The sequence below is a fragment of the Stenomitos rutilans genome, from assembly GCF_059505485.1.
The window spans coordinates 1-18808 of sequence record NZ_JCACKR010000103.1 but is presented as its reverse complement, the minus strand read 5'-3'; the positions used below and the strand labels follow the sequence as shown (position 1 = coordinate 18808).

Genomic DNA, 18808 nt, shown 5'->3' with positions numbered 1-18808 from the left:
AAACTAAACGATAAAGGATGAAGGATAAAGGCTAAAAGTTCTGAGTTAATTCAAGTGCCCTCGAATCTCTTGCTTCCCCTGCTCTCCTTGCTTCCCCTCCCCTCCCCTCTGCTTCCTGCCCACTGACTACTAACTTCAAGGAACCTATTCATGTCTCCAGAAACGGCAAAAAAATTCCTAGCAGATAACCACGTTAAGTTCGTCCTAGCGCAGTTTGTGGATATGCACGGTACCGCCAAAACAAAGGCCGTGCCTGCATCCCATTTTGATGACATTCTCGACCCAGGTGCAGGGTTTGCAGGGTTTGCGGTTTGGGGCTTGGCGCAGCAACCGAATAGCCACGATTTCATGGCGATCGGCGATCCATCAACCTTAACGCTTGTCCCCTGGATGCCAGGATTTGCGCGGATGGTTTGCGTCGGTCATGTAGATGGACAGCCTTATCCTTATGATGCACGATTTGTGCTGATGCAGCAGCTAGAACGGCTGAAGCAAAAGGGTTGGACGTTTTACACCGGATTGGAACCTGAATTTGCCCTTCTGCAAAAAGATGCTCAGGGACACATTTTTCCGGCTGATACCACCGATACGCTAGAAAAACCCTGTTATGACTACAAAGGACTTTCTCGCAGTCGTGCCTTCATTGAAAAACTGGTGGAAAGTTTACAAATCGCGGGTTTTGACGTGTATCAAATTGATCACGAAGATGCCAATGGTCAATTTGAAATCAATTATACGTATACGGATTGCCTCACGTCCGCCGATCGCTATATCTTTTTCAAAATGGCTGCGTCTGAGATCGCCAAAGAAATGGGATTGATTGCGACCTTCATGCCCAAGCCCTTTTCTAATCGGACGGGCACGGGAATGCACATGCACATGTCCATGTCTGACGGCAATGCCAATCTCTTTGCGGATGACAGCGATCCTCGCCAGTTAGGACTGTCCAAATTGGGTTATCACTTCCTTGGTGGTTTACTGGCTCATGCACCAGCGCTCACTGCCATCTGTGCGCCTTCCATCAACTCTTATAAGCGATTGGTGGTAGGACGTGCACTCAGTGGTGCAACTTGGGCACCTGCTTACATTACCTACGGCGACAACAACCGCTCCAGCATGGTTCGCATTCCAGGGGGACGGCTCGAATTTCGTCTAGCTGATGGTTCCTGTAATCCTTATTTGGCAGCGGCTGCCGCGATCGCCGCTGGGCTTGATGGTATCGAAAAAGAACTCGATCCAGGCGATCCGTACAACATCAATCTCTATGATCTTTCCGAAGCCGACCTTAAGGACAAAGGCATCAAGACCCTACCGCAGAGCTTAAAGGAAGCCGTTGACGCCCTCGAAGCAGATACCGTTATTACCGATGCCCTTGGCCCACTTGCTGCCGAATTTATCAGCCTTAAGCGTATGGAATGGGTCGAATACATGCGCCACGTTTCCGCATGGGAAGTGCAGCGGTATTTAGAATTTTTCTAAGGGAGGAGGCAGAAGATTGTGGGTGGGAAGTGGTCAAAGCTAAATTTAAAGCTCAGATTTTTTGCCCTTTATCCTTCATCTTTGTCTTCTCCTGCAACTCAAAACTTTTAGCCTTTAGCCTTTAGCCTTTCTTCCAACTCAGAACTCTTAACTCAAACCTATTCCCTCTATGTGCGGCATCGTCGGCTTACTGGTCAAAAATCCATCACTACGATCGTCTCTCGGTGAACTCATGGTACCCATGCTCATCGGTATGAGTCAACGCGGCCCCGATTCTGCTGGACTCGCCGTTTTTACTGACGCTCTACCAGACAACCAGCGCAAATATAGCCTCTACTCTGGTAGTATCCATACAAATGGTAACTTCAACTGGTCAGAACTGGCACAGGCATTTCAAACCCATTTCAACGCGACGCCCGAACTTCAAATTCACGGAAATCAAGCCGTGCTTACGGCTGAGCTTACTCCCAACACTGTTAAGCAATGGCTACAAAAGCACTATCCATACATCCATCTTCTTTCAACTGGGCGAGCGATAGATTTGTACAAAGATGCGGGAAGTCCGACTAGCATTGCCGATCGCTACCACTTCCAAGATCTACAAGGCTCTCATCTCGTCGGGCATACCCGCATGGCAACGGAATCGGCGGTTACGCCTGCCCACGCTCACCCTTTTACCGCAGGCGAAGACTTCTGCCTTGTCCATAACGGTTCCCTTTCCAATCCCTATGAAATTCGTCGCAAGCTTGAACATCACGGCATCCACTTTGAAACCGACAATGACACCGAAGCCGCCTGTCGCTTTCTCGAATGGCGAATGCAGGAAGGTGATGATTTGAAAGCAGCCATTCAAAAAGGCTTTGAAGCACTGGATGGTTTCTATACTTTTCTCATGGGCACTGTTGATCAGTTGGCGTTGGTACGTGATGCTTTTGCCTGTAAGCCTGCTGTAGTCGCCGAAACCGATGATTATGTGGCGATCGCGTCCGAATTTCGATCGCTCGCCCATCTTCCCCACATTAACCACGCCCACATCTACGAACCCGCACCAGAGGAAATGTACGTATGGACGGTGTAACCTTCGACCTCGCTCAAACACCCCTGCGTGAAGTCAATCGCTTTCTCCATCAACCATCCAGCAACCAATCCATCCGTATTCTAAATCCCAACGGTGCTCACAACATTGCAGTAGGTTTAGATGCGCCGATGGAAGTCGAAATTGTGGGTCATGCAGGCTATTACGCCGCTGGTATGAACAAGCTCGCAAACGTCACCATTCTGGGTAACGTCGGTCCCGGTGTTGCCGAAAATATGATGTCAGGACGAATCCACGTCAAAGGCTTTGCCTCCGTTTCCGCCGGAGCGTCGGCTCAGGGTGGATTACTCGTTATCGATGGTGATGCCAGCCTGCGTTGTGGCATTTCGCTTAAAGGGGCAGATATTGTGGTAGGCGGCAGTGTCGGCAGTTTCTCCGCCTTCATGGCACAGGCAGGACGCATCGTGATTTGCGGCAATGCAGGCGATGCCCTCGGCGATTCTCTCTATGAAGCCGTCATCTACGTGCGTGGTGCCATCAAATCGCTCGGTGCCGATGCTCAGATGGAACCCATGACCGATGCCGATTACGAAGTGGTGGGTGAGCTACTTACCAAAGCAGGTTTTTCTCACGATCCGAAGGAATTCAAACGCCTCGCCTCAGCCAAGCAGCTTTATCACTGGAATGCAGATGCTAATCAGGAGTATTAAAAAGATTCGCAGTTGTTAAAAAACTTATGGGCTATTACAACAGTTTCTCCGTGTTGGCATTTACTGGCTTCGCTTTAGTTTTGTCATCATACGGTTCAGCGTATTGTCCAGAACTGTTACAAGTTCAGCAAGTAGTCAGTCAAAGTTCTACGCAATTAAAAACAACTGATTTGAATACGTCTGCCACCTCTGTTGAAGAAGAGGCAATATACACACGTCCGAAAAGTGAAAAACCTGCAAAATTTGAGAATCAACAGAAAGCCTTAAAACATGGCTGTAAACTTCAACATCTTAAGGGTAAAATTCAGGAAAGCTGTGTTATTCAGACATATACTATCTCGCATGACTTCATTCTTGATATTTACGATAGGAGTAATCGAGGTGAATTTATTAGGACTGATAGTCTTATACTACGTTCACATTATATTGGAGGGGAAATTCAGTACAAAGATCTGTTAGGAGATGGTAAGAAATCTATTTTGGCTCCTCTCAAAACGGGGGGTACGGGAATTGAACTGACTATTGTAGTGATAATCGTTTTTAATAAGCGTCAGTTCCAGCTTGTGGCAGCGGAGCCATTAACATATGGCAATTCCGCTGGTGGTTGGGATCTAATAAAGTTTACAGCCAACTATAAAATTAGAAATGAAGGAACTCAAAATGTTTCTTTAGTTTTTACGCCTGAATATATGTATATCTCACAGCACCCTAGAAAGCCTAAAAGAATCACAAAAGTTTTCTGGGATGATGAACTTAAGTGGAATCAAGAAAAGTTCTCTTTTTATGATCGTCAGCTAGAAGAATATAAAGCTGAACGTTCAATCTTTTTTATGCAAAAGAATATTTCTCGCATAAGGGCAACTATTTCTGAACAAAATCTAACTGATTTTGATAGGGACAGTTGGATAAAAACGAAGGTTGGAGAAGTTACGGCAGAGCAAAATTAAGACATTTGGTCATCAGGAAAACCTATTATGCTATTAGTGAATATGAACAACGCTCAATCCCATCAACCGCTTTCGCTCGAAGCTTCCTGGGGCTACGACAGCCGCATGATTAGCTACATTCAAAATGCAGCAGCGCATGGTCTGTATGAAATTCGTGGGTTGGGTGCCAAACGTCGCTTACCTCACTTTGATGACCTGGTGTTTTTGGGGTCATCTCTCTCGCGGTATCCCCTGGAAGGCTATCGGGAAAAATGCACCACTAAAACCATCTTGGGCACGCGATATGCCACAAAACCTATTGAATTGGAGATTCCCATCACGATCGCAGGCATGAGTTTCGGCTCCCTCTCTGCCAATGTCAAAGAAGCACTGGGGCTTGCCGCAACTGCTGTCGGCACCTCGACGACTACAGGCGACGGTGGCATGACTCTTGAAGAACGGCTTTCCTCTAAGACCTTAATCTATCAGTGTTTACCGTCTCGTTATGGGTTTAATCCTGATGATGTGCGAAAGGCTGACGCGATCGAAATCGTCATTGGTCAGGGCGCAAAACCGGGCGGTGGTGGGATGTTACTGGGGCAAAAAATCAATCCTCGCGTAGCACAGATGCGTACTTTACCCGAAGGCGTAGATCAACGCTCTGCCTGCCGTCACCCCGACTGGACAGGCCCCGACGATCTCACCATCAAAATTCAAGAACTGCGAGAACTCACGGATTGGGAAAAACCCATCTATGTGAAAGTGGGAGCCTCGCGCACGTTCAACGATGTGAAACTTGCCGTGCATTCCGGTGCGGATGTGATTGTGGTGGATGGTATGCAGGGCGGGACAGCAGCAACCCAATCGGTCTTTATTGAACATGTGGGCATTCCCACACTCGCAGCCGTGCGTCAGGCAGTGGATGCCCTCGAAGATCTGGATATGAAAGGCAAAGTTCAATTGATCGTATCTGGTGGCATTCGCACAGGAGCCGACGTGGCGAAGGCGATCGCGATGGGTGCTGATGCTGTTTCGATCGGGCAAGGCATTCTCATTGCGTTGGGCTGCAATAGCGAAACCTACATCCAGCAAGGCGAACACCACTCGGCGGTGGAAGATTACGCGGCCATCGGCACCGCTCCCGGTTATTGCCATCACTGCCACACTGGAAAATGTCCTGTTGGTGTCACCACCCAGGATCCCCTTTTGGAGAAGCGGTTAGAACCAGAGGTGGGTGCGCAACGAGTAAAGAACTATCTGCAAACGCTGAATATGGAACTGACCACGATCGCTCGCGCCTGCGGGAAACAAAACATCCATCATCTGGAGCGCGAAGATCTGGTGGCCCTCACTGTAGAAGCCGCTGCAATGGCACGATTGCCCCTCGCTGGTACGCCCTGGATTCCAGGTTGGCAATAAGTGGCAAGGCAGAGGGCAGGAGGCAGAAGTTACTTTTTCAACATTAGAGGATGTCTGAGAAGTGTCTGAGACGCTGCCTTCGCCCCCTCTATCCCCCAATTCTGGGGGACTTCCATCTCAGAACCTCTCAAACTTGGGGGGCAGGGGGGCAGTTCGGGCAACAATTCATGCCTTTTAAGACATCCTCTTATGCAAAAACCGCCTGTCTTTTGACCCTGCTTTAGTGAGACAGTGATCAAACCAGGCGGTTAGCGTTAGAAGGTAGGGTTTTGGGCGGCTGTTGGCGCAAACAGCCGCTTACGCATGGCTCACCTCAGCAACAGGTACGCTTTGATGTGCATAGCCGTTACCATTCTCTTCATAGTGGGCTGTTTTACCATTTTTTCCGTTTTTCCCGTTGGTGTGACCGTTGCCCTTACGAGGTTGGATCACGCCATAGCCACCATGATTACGTTCATAGATGACATTAATCTCACCTGTTTCACTATTCAGGAACATATAGAAGTCATGATCCACGAGTTCTAACTGCTCCAATGCTTCCTGCGTTGTCATGGGAGGCATGGCAAAATATTTGGTTCGCACAACCTGATGAGGCAAGGCTGGCGATCGATCTTGCAAAAGATCAGCCACTACTGGCTGATCACTCAACACCTCTGCTGTTTTCACCGAAGCATGGCTCTGAGCGTGACGTTTCTCCTTGTATTTACGAAGCTGGCGGCAAATCTTATCGGCAACTAAATCGATACTGGCATAGAGGCTCTCGCTACCTTCTTCAGCGCGGACGATCGAACCGTTAACATAAATCGTGACCTCAGCCGTCTGTTTAGAGTTAATGCGGGGGTTCTTAGCAACAGACAAATGGACATCAACTTCAGTCGTTAAGTTTTGGTAGTGGTTCACCGCCTTTTCGATCTTGCTGGTCACGTACTCACGTAACGAATCAGTAATTTCGATATTTTTGCCCTGGATGACAAGCTTCATAAACGAGCTTCCTCCCCTGAACGAATGGGTGTATCCATTCACCCTAGCACTTTGTATTCTGCACAACAGGGGACGTTAGAATGTTTTGCAAGCCTTGACAATTCTTGATTAGAACACCCTTCATTTTTTGCAAAGTTGCGTTGGAACCCCCTTGATTTTTTGATGAGTTTGAACCAGTGATACAACGCATTGATGAGATGTCACTACCGCACGGCGATCAATCAGAACGTCGTCTTTGCCAGCTTTATCAAAAGGGTATTGTCCCGTATACGACCGCCTGGGAATGGCAGCGATCGCTAGTAGACAATCGTCGCCAAAATCCGCACCTTAATGATGTGCTGCTTTTGCTGGAACATCCCCCCACGTATACATTGGGACAGGCAGCCAGTCCTAAATTTCTCAAATTCGACTCAGCGCAGGCTGAATGGGAACTGCATCGAGTCGAGCGCGGTGGTGAAGTCACATATCACTGCCCTGGACAACTAGTGGGCTACCCCATTTTAAACCTGACCTACTATCAGAAAGATCTGCACTGGTACTTACGCCAATTAGAGGAAGTGCTGCTCTGCGTATTAGCCAGCTACGGGTTGCGAGGGGAACGACTGCCAGGTTTGACGGGTGTATGGATTGGCGATCGCAAAGTTGCTGCAATTGGCATTAAAGTAGGCCGTTGGATCACGATGCACGGTTTTGCGCTCAATATTTGCCCCGATCTCAGCGGGTTTGATCGCATTGTGCCGTGTGGGATTGCTGATAAGGCAGTAGGCAGTCTAGAGCAATTTGTGCCCAGTGTGTCGTTTGAACAGGTACGGAAGCAAGTGGCGATCGCCTTCGCTGAAGTTTTTCAGGTCACACTCGTTGAGGAGCAACAATCAGACCTTAGGGGCGCTGCTGAACCAAAGCCTTTACAATCCCCACAAGACGAGTGATATTTTGCTCCTGCCGTTTTGCCGTTTCAGATTGTTGCTGCGCCAATTCTTTAGTTTTAGATTGCTGTTGCGCTAACTCTTTAAGGTCAACCTCTACAATCCCCACCAAACGGGTAATATTCTGCTCTTGCCGTTTCGCTGTGTCAGATTGCTGCTGCGCCAATTCTTTGAGTTCGGCAAACCCTGTCGTCACGACCTCTGTTAAATGCCCAATCTGGCCAGTGAGCAAGTCAATCTTCTGATTCTGCTGCTTGTTCGACTGACTCAGTTCAGCCGTTGACTGAACCAAGACAGTGAGTAGATGCTGTGTTGTAGAGTTTCCATCTCCGCTATTCATAACCCAGTAGTGCGTGATTTTTTCCAGAGTTTAACCTGAATCCCTCAGCAAGAGCACCGATCGCATCACACCGCAGACAGTCCAAACCAGCAACTCTTGTGCATAATTCTTGTGCATAATTCTACAGAGGTCAAAATTTTCGATACTTAACAAAGCCTTCGTATCTTACTGCTGCCGCAAAAATGCTAATAACTCTCGGTTCACGGTTTGAGGCGCTTCCTGTTGAATCCAGTGCCCGCAATGCGGCACCATCGTGAGCTTGAAGGGGGCATGGACAAGTTGGTCAAGCTCTTTAATCATGTTCTGGCTCAGCAGTGGATCCTCTTCACCCCACAGCACCAGGGTTGGTGCCATCACAAGATTTGGCGTGCGTCCAAAGTCTTTGAGCCAACTCCAGGGCGAAAGCATTTGGCGATAGTAATTGAGCGCAGCAGACAACGCCCCTGGCTTCTCCAAAGCCGATTGGTAAAGCTTCGTTTCTTCTCTGGAAAACGCACCTTTGCGAATAGCCTGCCCCTGAAACAAGTTACTGACAAATTCTTTCAGATTTTGCTGAATCAACCACTCTGGGATGCCAGGCACCTGGAAGGCAAGCACATACCAACTGCGGCGCAACTGGTCAAGATTGCTGACCATTTCTTGTACAAAGCGTTGCGGTGGTGCTGCATTTAGAATGGCTAAGCGGTTGAGATACTGAGGAAACTTCTGTGCTAAATGCCACGCGATCGTGCCGCCCCAGTCATGCCCTACGATGTGTGCACGGGCGTACCCCAAGCTTTCAATCAACCCTCGGATATCAGCGCTAAGCGTGTCTAAGTCATAACCACTGGAAGGTTTATCTGATTCGTTATAGCCCCTTAAATCGGGCACAACAACCTTAAAGTGGCGGGCGAGCGCAGGAATTTGAAACCGCCAAGAATACCAGAATTCAGGAAAACCGTGCAGGAGTAACACAAGTTCGCCGTCCCCCTGGGTGACACAGTGCAGGCGGATACGATTTGTTTCAACAAAATGATGTTGCCACTCAGAAGACAGCGCTGTCATAGAAAAGTGTGGAGTAAGGGAGCGCAAAGGGTGCTCTGATAACTTGATTTGACAAAGGAAATTGATGCAGTGCCATCAGTGAAAATCGTTAGATGCGTCCTGTGTCAGGAGAACTCTTTAACACCTTCAACAGCATTACTTCTCCAGGCTATCATTTCGCCCAGTACGGCGACCATACGTGATTACCGCTTGCAAGCGAACGGGCGATCGTCATAAGCACTGAGTTTCTCACTTTGTATGCGTGCCACCTGTTCGTTTAGCTTACAGCATTCGCTTACTGCGGGGGACGCAGCGCTCCGCGACAAAGCGTAAACAGTCCTGCAACACCCAGGCAAACAAACCAAATGTACGTATACCTGTCATGATGCAGTTGCTGCGCTGAGTGGAGTTCAGGGTGCAATGCCGAAAGGTAAAGCAACAGCAAGGCCATTGCCAGCGCGCCAAAGCCAGTGAAGCACAAGCCCACTTTAATACGGGCAGGCTGAAGGTCAATGGCATTCGATCGCGTCCAGGTCAATCTGTGCCAACCAGGTCATCGACTCTTCTGCTGCAAGCGACGTTTCACCTGTAATTAATGGCTAGTAGTTAATGGCTAGTGCTTTGGGCAACACACGCACAATGGCAGTTCAAGTTTGGCAGCGGAGCGATCGCTCTGTATGGTGCAGCTAGACGAGTAGTTTCCTCCAAACCGAATGCATACACATCGCCATCCATACTCTATTTTGAGACGCAGCCTTTGGTTCAAATTTCATAGGGACGAATGACATCAACAGGCTTGGTTGCCTGTCTATTATCAAAGCGAACCGCCACGTCTGGCATCTGGCACAAGCATCTAACGAAAGCGCCGATGAAAGATTACGCTGCTCCTAACCGTGGAGTAAGGGTGGCGTAAGACGTTTTACATACCCGTTGACCGTGAACCGTGATTTCATCCCCAGAATAGAGCCTTTTACTTTCTGATACCTCATCCTCCAGCAGGGTGATCTACATCACAAAAATGTAAAGTTAACGTAAAGTTTTGATGAAGTGCCTAAAAAAGCACAAATTAGCTTCAATCAGCGGAACGCCCTTTAATCGGTGCTTTGCTAGCTTTGTTTGACTACAAGTTACTCACTAGTTTGGGCGAGGTCGGTTGAATCCCTGATCCCCAAAGCAAAAAGTTCGTGATAGTCTGTTGCAGTTCTTAAGCAAAGGAGCAAATGCAGAAAGACTACGAGTTATGAGAAATGTCAAGTGAAGATTTTTGACTATTAATCAAGATTTCTTGGCTGGTTCAAATCTCCCTTTGGCATATGCCCTTCACACGTGGATGTATGAATCAAAATGTTCTTAGTGGTTTAACTGCCACCTTGTTTATGACCACGCTTGGACTGCCGCTAGCTAGCAGCGCAACTCCAGCCAACGCCGTTAACCAGGTGTCTGAGGCTACCTCTAGCCCAGTATCGAGCCAGTCTACAATACCTGACTCAACGCAAGGTGACGTAGCAAGCAACCCCGATCAACAGCTCGCTCAAACGTCTGTCAGCGCTCAAGCAGCTGCCAAAGTTGTTGAGACAAGTGCTTTTAGCGCAACAGCTCATCCAGATCTGCAGCCTACACGCGCTGTCGTCAAGCTTGGTGAGCAACAGTCTCAGATGACCAATACCTCTGCTGACCTTGAGGCGATCGCGAAAGTTCAAGCACATGACTTGGCAGGTCGCAACGCTGCCACCCTTTATGTTCGTAATATTCCCATCCTGACTTTTGTCGGTTCTGGCAAAGCGCAAGCAACGAAAGTGAAGATGGGAATTCAACAGGCGGCTTCGACAACGGCTAATAACACCATTGCCGCCGCAAAAGCGCTCGAAGATACCAGCGCATCTGATGTGCCCCTTTCCCCTAGAGCACAGCCCCAAACAGCGAGCAAGGTAGAGGCTGATGCATCCCTTTCCCAAAACGATCCCGTTTTAAGAGCCGCCGCGATCGCAGCCAGAATTAATCAACTTAACCGCGAAGGCATCGATGCCAAAGCCATTACCGTTAGCTGGAATACGCAAGCTAACAAAGCGGCTCCTACAGGTGAGCGTTACACAATTAAGGCTAATAAAACCCTGATTGCTATTGTTGACGCAAACACCATGCTGCCTGACTCTACCCGTAGCTTGGAGAAAGACGCACTCCAAGCAACCAATCGTTTGCGACGCTTATTGGGTAATGCAGCCCCACTTTCCAGCGTGTCTGGTAAGCCGAATGGTTGGACGCAAGTTGCGGTTGGTGCGATTCGACAGCGACTGATCGGTATGGCTTCGTGGTATGGTCCTGGGTTTCACGGTAGCCCCAGTGCTAGCGGTGAGCCATTCAACCAAAACGCCATGACGGCAGCACATAGATCCTTGCCTTTTGGCACTCAGGTGCTTGTCACTAATTTGGCTAACGGTCAGTCGGTTGTTGTGCGAATTAATGATCGGGGTCCCTACGCGGGCGATCGTGTTATTGATTTGTCTACAGCAGCAGCTCGTGTCCTCGGATTAATCCAGTCTGGGGTTGCCCCTGTACGTCTTGATGTGATCGACAACAGCCCCAGAGCAATCACGGCTGCTGGTAATTAGAACACGGCACTTCTAAGAGATGCCGTAGCCCGTCGGTACAAGCTGCTATCGTTTCTGATGCCATCTCGGCTGTCTCGTTTTTGCTGTCTTATAAAAGAGACCAGCAACGTTGGTCAGATGACAAAAGATAAGGCTTTCAAGCTGCATGCCTTTGAAGTCTTCGCGCTTAAATGCAAGCTGGCCTAATGGGCCATTTTGCTAACTGCCGCAGCGGAGACAGTTTTTCATCTGCCATAGCGGTGAGGCTTGATGTCTGCGCTGCGGTTAAATCAATCGTCTTTATCTGAGTCAACGGTCACATCCGCTTATAACGGTTGTTGCTTGGCTAAGCCACAGTTCTTTAAGAACGGGTATGGGGGTTGGAGTGTCGGGTGTGATTAATGTAACCGAAAGTGGCTGCAATTCTCTGCGGCTCTACCTTGAGGTCGCCTTTGCTTTACTTTAGAAGGCTTGTTTAATTAGAGTATCCCGATCGCAAGCTTAGCCCTTTGAGTGGATGGACACTTTCTGAACTGGTAAGCCCCTTGGACTGTATTAGAACGCCAAAGTTGCCCAAGCCCATCGGGTTGATAAGAAGATGCAAGGCGTTGCGCTGGTGCAGTAGGGTTTGAATCGCTTGAGGCTTGGTGGCTGTGGATTGGCTGAGTGCAACCATCCGATCGCCTAAACCCAGTGCCATTAGAAAGAGGCTTTGCTGGGTAAAGCCGATCGCCTGCAAGCCAGATGCTTCTCCCTGACGGATTAAAGCCGTGAAATCAACGTGAGCTGTGATGTCCTGCTGCCCAATGTGGAGATAGGGATTTGAGTGGTGTGTGTGCTGGTAATAGCACTGCAAGGTTCCCTGATTACGAGTCGGGCTGTAGTAGCGATCGCTGGTATACCCATAATCAATAGTGAGAACATAGCCACGTTGAAGGCGATCAGCAACGTTTTGCAGCCACTCCAGCGCGTTCAAATTCACTTCGCTACGATAGCGATCGAGATAGATCGCAGCATCTAGCTGAACGCCGACCAACTCGAAGTACTCCGCTAACCTGGGTGTGGACAGTTCGCCACTAACCTCATCAAACTGCACCATACCATCCTCACCCTCGACAAGGGTGATGTAAAGCTCTTGTAGTTGCCCTGCTGCCAGGGTGATTTGATGCACAGGAAAAGCATCCACCAATTCATTAGAAAAGAAGCAGCCTGTGACTGAGTGAAGCGGGATCTCATCAAGGCTGTACCAGTGGAGAGGCACATCGGGCACTTCTGAGGCGTTGAGTTGCCGCTTCTGCTCAGCAATGAGTGCAGCAGCCCGCTCTACAATGACGTATTCAAGCGATCGCAAAAATTCAGGGTACTGGCGCTGGATGTAGCGCAGGATATCAACTGCTAGCAATCCTTGTCCGGCCCCCATTTCAACTAAGGTAAATGGGGTCGGATGCTGCATGACTTCCCACATTTCCACAAACTGTTCGGCTAGCAATTCACCGAAGTCTGCGCCCAGATGAGGTGACGTGAAAAAGTCACCGCGCTCACCAATGATGGCTGCATTCGTCGCGTAGTATCCGTGTCGTGGGTGGTACAACGCTAAATCCATATACTCAGCAAAGGTCAGACGCTGCTGAAAGCTCTCAGCAAGCTGTCGAGCGATCAGCTTACTGAGAGCCAAGTTATTATCATGCTTGTCAAACTCCGCTGCCATAACCACCACTCATAGCGGTCTCTATTTTGGCATAGGTAGACGTTGTGACTGAGTGAATGCACCATAGATTGTCGATCGTATCTATTTAATTGTCTCAACACCACACTCCCAAGGCGGTAAAACAGGCCATTACAGCTCAGCTTGAGTTGCAAACTCAGTCGAACCGGCGTCAAACGTGATCGCAAATTGTGCCTGAGGCTGCGACTGCATCAAAACCTTAAGGTAAGCTTCAGCATCCGGACGACGGCGAAACCGGGTAATTGTGAGATGCTTTAGGTTTGGCAGCAGTTTGTGAATGACCCACGGACTCAGTTGTTGTTGGTAGCTCATTGGTTTCGTTCTATGGCTAATGGGTTTATTGCTGATGGCTGCAGCTCACAGCAGTGAACTGTTGGTGAGACAGGGATTCAACGCGACGAAAACTACGTCATTGAATTTCAGTCAAACGCTATATGTAGCCGTTCACTTTCAGCGTCACTACTATAGATAGCGGTTAACGCTTTAAACTGCAAGCATTTTACAAAATAAAATATTTTTCAGCGCTTAATTTCAGCGCCTGAGAGGTTGTGATTGCAGCACAGTAGGGCATTACAAGCACTCAAGGTTATCCTGAGCAAAACTTAGCGTTAGGGCAAGTTTTACCAGCGTTTATGACAGGTACCGAGTGTTGCGGGCGCGGCTTATGATGAATCACAACGAAAGCCGCTGTAAGACTACTACCTGTTACGTCACACTATCCCTAGTAGGCTAGCCAGCAATGCTTTTTGCGCGTGCATCCGGTTTTCAGCTTGATCCCACACCCGCGATTGAGATCCTTCTATCACTGCATCGGTGATTTCTTCACCCCGGTGGGCAGGCAAACAGTGCAGCACGATCGCCGACTTATCGGCATGGCTTAATAACGATTCGCTGACCTGATAAGGCTGAAAGATTGGAATGCGCGTTTCTGCGAGCGCTTCTTGCCCCATGCTTGCCCACACGTCGGTATACACAACCTGAGCACCTTTAATAGCAACCAGTGGGTCGAGCGTGACAATAACTTCGGTCTTGCCGTTGGCGATCGCTTGCGCCTTTTGGACGATCGCATCCATAGGGCGATAGTCTGGTGGCGACGCAACGCGCACATGGATCCCCGTCATCGCACAACCGAGCATCAGCGAATGCGCCATATTGTTTCCGTCCCCCATGTAGGCCAGCGTCAGTCCATTGAGGTCACTGAATGACTCTTGTATCGTTTGCAGATCAGCAAGCACCTGGCAGGGATGTTCTAAGTCGGTGAGGGCATTGATGATGGGAATGGTGGCGTAGCTTGCAAAGGCTTCCAGATCGTGCTGGTCGAATGTGCGGATAGCCAAAATATCGAGATAGCGATCAAGCACTCGCGCTGTATCTGATAATGGTTCGCCACGACCGACTTGCGTGACATTGGGGTTCAAATCTAGCACCTGCCCACCAAGCTGGTACATAGCGGCTGAAAAGCTGACGCGAGTGCGGGTGGACGCTTTGTAAAACAGAAGTCCCAGGATTTTTTCGCACTTCGGTTTGAGCGTTCCCGCTTTTAAGGCGGCGGCTAACTGCAAAAGCTCGTATAGCTCGTCTGTTTTCAAATCCGCCAAACTAAGTAGATCCCGCCCTTTCAGTGCCCCCATTGCGTCTCACTCTCCAAGATTTTCCTCAAAACCCTATCAGATCTGCATCCGTTCGCCTAGCGGTCTTCCTGAAAAAGATCTACGGCAACCGTTGAGCAGCGCACTTGTCGCTACCGCAACCTCAACATTCATCAAAAATGTCAACAAACGTTTAAAACGTAGCTTGCAATACAGAAAAAATCTTATATTTATAGATGGCGGGGTGCAAGCTCCGCGTCAACTGTATCCTTTGGGGCCACTATCATATGACAAATGTACTTCATCTCAACGATCGACATAGACTGGACAGTCACCAGGACAGCATCATGGCTTCTTTAGCTCACCGTCTGGACGTTGCAAGAGCCAACAACAACCCTCATTTAGTCGCGCTGCTAGAGCGAGAGGAGCAGCAGGTTGCGCCTCAGAAAACAACTGGAGCAGTCCAATTACACCGCAACTGGTGGACAACCATGACCCAGTTTGTTGCCAATCGACTTTTTGGTGGCTCAGAGCTGCAAGTGTGTGAAATTGTGGACGGTCGCGATCGCTGGTGGGTCGCATCTAATCCGCAGACAGGGCAATTTGTTTACGCAGACTCTGAAGCAGAACTGCGTCTTTGGATTGAAGAGAACTACAAGGGTCGGTAGTTAAGATTAAGCTACTGCTTGCTAGATAAGGATGGGAATTAAAACACTTGTTTCTACACTTGCTTTGTCAAGCACACTTTCTCGATCGCATAATCAAACCGTTCATCTCTCTCTTAACCGCTTAAATCTAGCTATTAACTAAGCTATGTAGCAATAGCCAATTCATCGTGTGATGACGCTTCTCTGAGATCAATTTTTAAGAGAGCGTTACCACTACGCAAAGTAGATTGCTTTGTCCGTTCAGGGAGGGACGGAAGTAGGGATAAAGACCCGAAGGAACGCGCTTCATTCTCTTAGCAGGATCTATGGAGCGTTGATATGAAAACGCAATGGCAACGATATAAAGAACTAGAGTTATTGCCTGAAGGGGCAGCAGAACCACAAACAATTTACTCGCCGTTAATCGCTTATTTAGATCAACGTTGGCGATCGCTACTCAACCGTCGCGCTGCTCTACTTGACTATGAGTATCAGGTGGAATATTTAGAGCGGCGGCTGAGCTTGCCGTGCTCTCAAACCATTGAGAAACACTCGCTGTTGAGAAAGCTCTGGCACTGGTTGAACCAGCCAATTAACTTTGAGCATTCGTTCTCGCCATCAGAGCCTGAAATTCAACAAACGCTGGATCGGACCGGGCAAACCTGGTGGAAAGTTTACGATCCCCTCACTGGGCAGACGGCCTATTTGGAATCAGAAGCGGAAGTCCACATCTGGCTTGAAGAACGCCTCTATCACTAGTCAAGCTTTTATTAGTCAGATTCTTGTTAGTCAGGCTTCGAATTTTCGCTCATATGCAGAGTTCAGGATACAGAATTTAGCCTTTAAGAGTCAAGGCAAGTCAATGCCTTGCCTTGACAGAATGTGTCACATTCTCAATTTAATGTGGTTAATCTGATACGAAGATCATTTTGTTGTCAGCTATGAGCGATCGACATCACCAAAAGCTGATCGCTGATAGCCTCACATTGAATCTTGCTCACACTGATTTAGGGCTACTATCTTAATGCCTACAGCCAGTTTTATGTGGGCAAACTAATCTTTTGTGCAACGTTCGATAAAGTCAATCATCTCGCGCATTGAGCCTGGTTTTGTGACGACCAAAATGGTTGAGCCTGCTTCTAAAACCGTGTTGCCATTTGGAATAGACAGGTTCATTTGTGGATGCGGCTGATAACCAATGATGAGTGAGCCAGATGGGAAACGAGGATCGTGGGCAACTTCTGCTACGCTTCGATCGACCACATTGCAGCACTCAGGAACAGCAAGTTTTAGCACTTCTATTTGTCCTTGCTCAAAGTGCATCATCGATTCTACCTGAGGGTATTCGATCGCGTTTGCCATCGTTGAAACGGCAAGATCGATCGCGTTGACGACATGGGTAGCCCCAGCAATGCGATACGGTTCTGCAAAATCTCGATGCCGCATGCGAGCCAGAATATGATGCACGCCATTGTGCTTTGCCAGCGTAATCATTGCCAAATTCAGCGCATCGTTTCTTAGGACGGCTGCTAATGCATCTGCCTTGCGAATCCCGGCTTCCAGCAAAACACTGGTATTGACGGCACTGCCTTCAAACGCCATCACCCCCAACTGTTCTCGCGCGTAGCGGCAGGCCGATGGATCAATATCAATCATGGCAACCGTGTGCCCCAGATCGATCAATCGCTGGGCCAATCCCAATCCGACTAAGCCTGCGCCACCAATAAGGACATACATCGCTTAAATTGCCTTTATGTCTGAAGGAGTCCATACCACGATAACCTGACTCTCCTCACACGCAGCCTCCTGGTTGACTGACAAATCTTTTAGCAATCACCTGCCTCGTCTTGCATTAAAGTGCGAACTAACAGCAGGAAGTCCTCTGAAGAAGACTGCAAGAGACTTGCAACCCGTTACCCTTTGGGAAGGCAAAGCCTACAACGGGTTTGCACACGGACTGGCCCGATTTCTAATTACGGGCGGGTGAGCAACGAAGCCACAGCCTTTCAGGAGTTTTGTCAGTCAATCAGCGCAGACCCTCTGCGATACAGGTTTCCTGTCTTCTAGTCTCCTGTCTGCTTCCCTTGCCGCCCCTGCCTCTCTTACACCCCTCGCTCCTCACCCCTCACTCCCAGTCCCCCTTGAAGCTGTAGCTGTAGTGGCTGGTCTGGCTGTACCAAAAGACCAGGACTGTTCGAGGTGGAGAGATCCAGCGGTTCTCTTGCCCAAAGTAACCAACGGCTACCGATCGGCAAGGTAGACAGCCCAACCGGGTTTTGTGTCAGCCAAAGCAGGGGGGCGTCTGGTAGAGCTTCGGCATGAACCTCTTCGCCAGCCTGTACAGCGGCAAGCGTTTCGAGTACAGCTTGACTGCTATGGATTAACCCAGTGCCTGCGGTCCAAAGCTTGACGTGTAGGTTGCGATGAGTCGCATAGAAGTACAGAGAAGCTGCTGCAACAACGGCTTGCTCAAACGGCTCAGCGGAACTACCTTCTCTTGGGTAGGGTTGCCAGAGCATGGCGCTATCCAGGCAGATGATAAGTGCCTGGTCACTGGCTAAGGTTTCCAGTTCGCGGACACGCAGTTCGCCATAGCGGGCACTGGTGCGCCAATGAACCAGACGAATGGGATCTCCCCAACGATAAGGGCGGAGCGATCGTGTGAGTCCTTCGTTCGCTGCCTGGGCACGGCGATCGTGGTTAAACTGCCAACTCGCATCTCGGCCCATATCATCCATCAACGGACATTGGGGTAGAGGCAACACAGTAGGGTACACGATCGCGGTTGCAGGGACTCTCTGCGAACGCCGACACCAAAAAAGACCCAGAGGTGCGGCGGTGCGTAGGCTCACCGTATGCCAACGGTAGATGCCGCGTCGTTGGGCGAGTTGCTGATAGCGCCAGGTATAGATACTCCGAGGTGCAATGGTCTCAATGGCGGCGATCGCGGGTGGAGCCAACACGAAGGGAAGTAAATCGTGTATTTGAATCAACGTTTTGGGATGGTTGGTAGCATTTTCTAACGCTAATTCCACCGTAAGCTGGTCTCCAACGCTTACAGGAGCGATTGAGCGGCGCTGAATTTGAAGGCTACGCAACGTGCGCTCAGGTAAGATCGCGGCGATCGCTAACAGGGCAAAGCTAATCCCGCTCATGACGTAAAGCCAACCTGCTAACGTATTGGTGGCGGAGACAAAAAAGAAGAGGGATAAGCTACCTAACAACCAGCCGCTGTAAGCAGGGGTAACCCAATGGGTTTCTAGCCAATGAGCGATCCGTTTTGCAGTGTTCATCAAAATTGCTACGCTAAATGCACTCAAACTGAAGCAAAGATATCAATCCGTGGAGAGTGCAGACAAATAAAGGGTTGTGCATCAGACAAGGGTGGGATAGGTTAAAAGGTCATGCCAAGTCCAGG

At 49.2% G+C, this 18808-nt stretch carries 18 protein-coding genes and 1 riboswitch; of the genes, 9 read left to right on the top strand and 9 right to left on the bottom strand.

Annotated elements, in window-relative coordinates:
• The first annotated feature begins 150 nt into the window (after nt 1-150).
• From glnT to AC5JLP_RS20480, 5 genes are all read left to right on the top strand, one after another.
• Nucleotides 151-1479 carry a type III glutamate--ammonia ligase gene (glnT, locus tag AC5JLP_RS20500; RefSeq protein ID WP_496069801.1) on the top strand — a complete coding sequence of 443 codons (1329 nt, stop codon included), beginning with the start codon at nt 151-153 and terminating at the stop codon, nt 1477-1479.
• Between the two features lie 169 nt (nt 1480-1648).
• Nucleotides 1649-2557, top strand: coding sequence for a class II glutamine amidotransferase (locus AC5JLP_RS20495; protein ID WP_496069800.1), 909 nt, complete (start codon nt 1649-1651; stop codon nt 2555-2557).
• Nucleotides 2545-3225 (top strand): hypothetical protein, encoded by a 681-nt coding sequence (locus AC5JLP_RS20490; RefSeq protein WP_496069799.1) that lies wholly within the window; start codon nt 2545-2547, stop codon nt 3223-3225. Before AC5JLP_RS20495 ends, AC5JLP_RS20490 begins: the two co-directional genes overlap by 13 nt.
• A gap of 26 nt (nt 3226-3251) precedes the next feature.
• Complete coding sequence (locus AC5JLP_RS20485; RefSeq protein ID WP_496069798.1) at nt 3252-4172, top strand: hypothetical protein; 921 nt, start codon at nt 3252-3254, stop codon at nt 4170-4172.
• Nucleotides 4173-4199: 27 nt separating this feature from the next.
• Entirely contained in the window at nt 4200-5570 is a 1371-nt protein-coding gene (locus AC5JLP_RS20480; RefSeq protein ID WP_496069797.1) for an FMN-binding glutamate synthase family protein, read from the top strand.
• Nucleotides 5571-5867: 297 nt separating this feature from the next.
• Here AC5JLP_RS20480 and hpf read toward each other — a convergent pair whose 3' ends face one another.
• Nucleotides 5868-6551 (bottom strand): ribosome hibernation-promoting factor, HPF/YfiA family, encoded by a 684-nt coding sequence (hpf, locus tag AC5JLP_RS20475; protein WP_496069796.1) that lies wholly within the window; start codon nt 6549-6551, stop codon nt 5868-5870.
• 176 nt (nt 6552-6727) lie between these two features.
• On the opposite strand from hpf, the gene lipB reads away from it, so the two are divergent.
• Nucleotides 6728-7480 (top strand): lipoyl(octanoyl) transferase LipB, encoded by a 753-nt coding sequence (gene lipB, locus AC5JLP_RS20470; protein WP_496069795.1) that lies wholly within the window; start codon nt 6728-6730, stop codon nt 7478-7480.
• On the opposite strand, the gene AC5JLP_RS20465 is transcribed toward lipB, so the two are convergent.
• The 3 genes from AC5JLP_RS20465 to AC5JLP_RS20455 form a co-directional block, all read right to left on the bottom strand.
• On the bottom strand, nt 7431-7817 hold the full coding sequence (locus AC5JLP_RS20465; RefSeq protein WP_496069794.1) for a hypothetical protein: 387 nt from the start codon (nt 7815-7817) through the stop codon (nt 7431-7433). The two genes, lipB and AC5JLP_RS20465, sit on opposite strands and share 50 nt — an antisense overlap.
• A gap of 165 nt (nt 7818-7982) precedes the next feature.
• The gene (locus tag AC5JLP_RS20460) at nt 7983-8861 is read right to left on the bottom strand and encodes an alpha/beta fold hydrolase (RefSeq protein WP_496069793.1); all 879 of its coding nucleotides are present in this window, start codon (nt 8859-8861) and stop codon (nt 7983-7985) included.
• A gap of 274 nt (nt 8862-9135) precedes the next feature.
• Complete coding sequence (locus AC5JLP_RS20455) at nt 9136-9378, bottom strand: hypothetical protein (RefSeq protein WP_496069792.1); 243 nt, start codon at nt 9376-9378, stop codon at nt 9136-9138.
• Nucleotides 9379-10174: 796 nt separating this feature from the next.
• Between AC5JLP_RS20455 and AC5JLP_RS20450 the strand changes: the two genes are divergently transcribed.
• Entirely contained in the window at nt 10175-11449 is a 1275-nt protein-coding gene (locus tag AC5JLP_RS20450; protein WP_496069791.1) for a septal ring lytic transglycosylase RlpA family protein, read from the top strand.
• Nucleotides 11450-11903: 454 nt separating this feature from the next.
• On the opposite strand, the gene AC5JLP_RS20445 is transcribed toward AC5JLP_RS20450, so the two are convergent.
• The 3 genes from AC5JLP_RS20445 to argF form a co-directional block, all read right to left on the bottom strand.
• Nucleotides 11904-13136: a class I SAM-dependent methyltransferase gene (locus AC5JLP_RS20445; RefSeq protein WP_496069790.1), complete on the bottom strand. Its 1233-nt coding sequence runs from the start codon at nt 13134-13136 to the stop codon at nt 11904-11906.
• 129 nt (nt 13137-13265) lie between these two features.
• Complete coding sequence (locus AC5JLP_RS20440) at nt 13266-13466, bottom strand: hypothetical protein (RefSeq protein WP_496069789.1); 201 nt, start codon at nt 13464-13466, stop codon at nt 13266-13268.
• A 398-nt stretch (nt 13467-13864) separates the two neighbouring features.
• On the bottom strand, nt 13865-14785 hold the full coding sequence (gene argF / locus AC5JLP_RS20435) for an ornithine carbamoyltransferase (protein WP_496069788.1): 921 nt from the start codon (nt 14783-14785) through the stop codon (nt 13865-13867).
• 305 nt (nt 14786-15090) lie between these two features.
• Between argF and AC5JLP_RS20430 the strand changes: the two genes are divergently transcribed.
• Nucleotides 15091-15411: a hypothetical protein gene (locus AC5JLP_RS20430; RefSeq protein WP_496069787.1), complete on the top strand. Its 321-nt coding sequence runs from the start codon at nt 15091-15093 to the stop codon at nt 15409-15411.
• Between the two features lie 235 nt (nt 15412-15646).
• Nucleotides 15647-15696, top strand: a riboswitch (Glutamine riboswitch).
• Nucleotides 15697-15729: 33 nt separating this feature from the next.
• The gene (locus tag AC5JLP_RS20425) at nt 15730-16149 is read left to right on the top strand and encodes a hypothetical protein (protein WP_496069786.1); all 420 of its coding nucleotides are present in this window, start codon (nt 15730-15732) and stop codon (nt 16147-16149) included.
• A 294-nt stretch (nt 16150-16443) separates the two neighbouring features.
• Here AC5JLP_RS20425 and AC5JLP_RS20420 read toward each other — a convergent pair whose 3' ends face one another.
• On the bottom strand, nt 16444-17127 hold the full coding sequence (locus tag AC5JLP_RS20420; RefSeq protein WP_496069785.1) for a potassium channel family protein: 684 nt from the start codon (nt 17125-17127) through the stop codon (nt 16444-16446).
• Nucleotides 17128-17492: 365 nt separating this feature from the next.
• Nucleotides 17493-18683 (bottom strand): DUF58 domain-containing protein, encoded by a 1191-nt coding sequence (locus AC5JLP_RS20415; protein ID WP_496069784.1) that lies wholly within the window; start codon nt 18681-18683, stop codon nt 17493-17495.
• Nucleotides 18684-18808 lie beyond the last annotated feature (125 nt).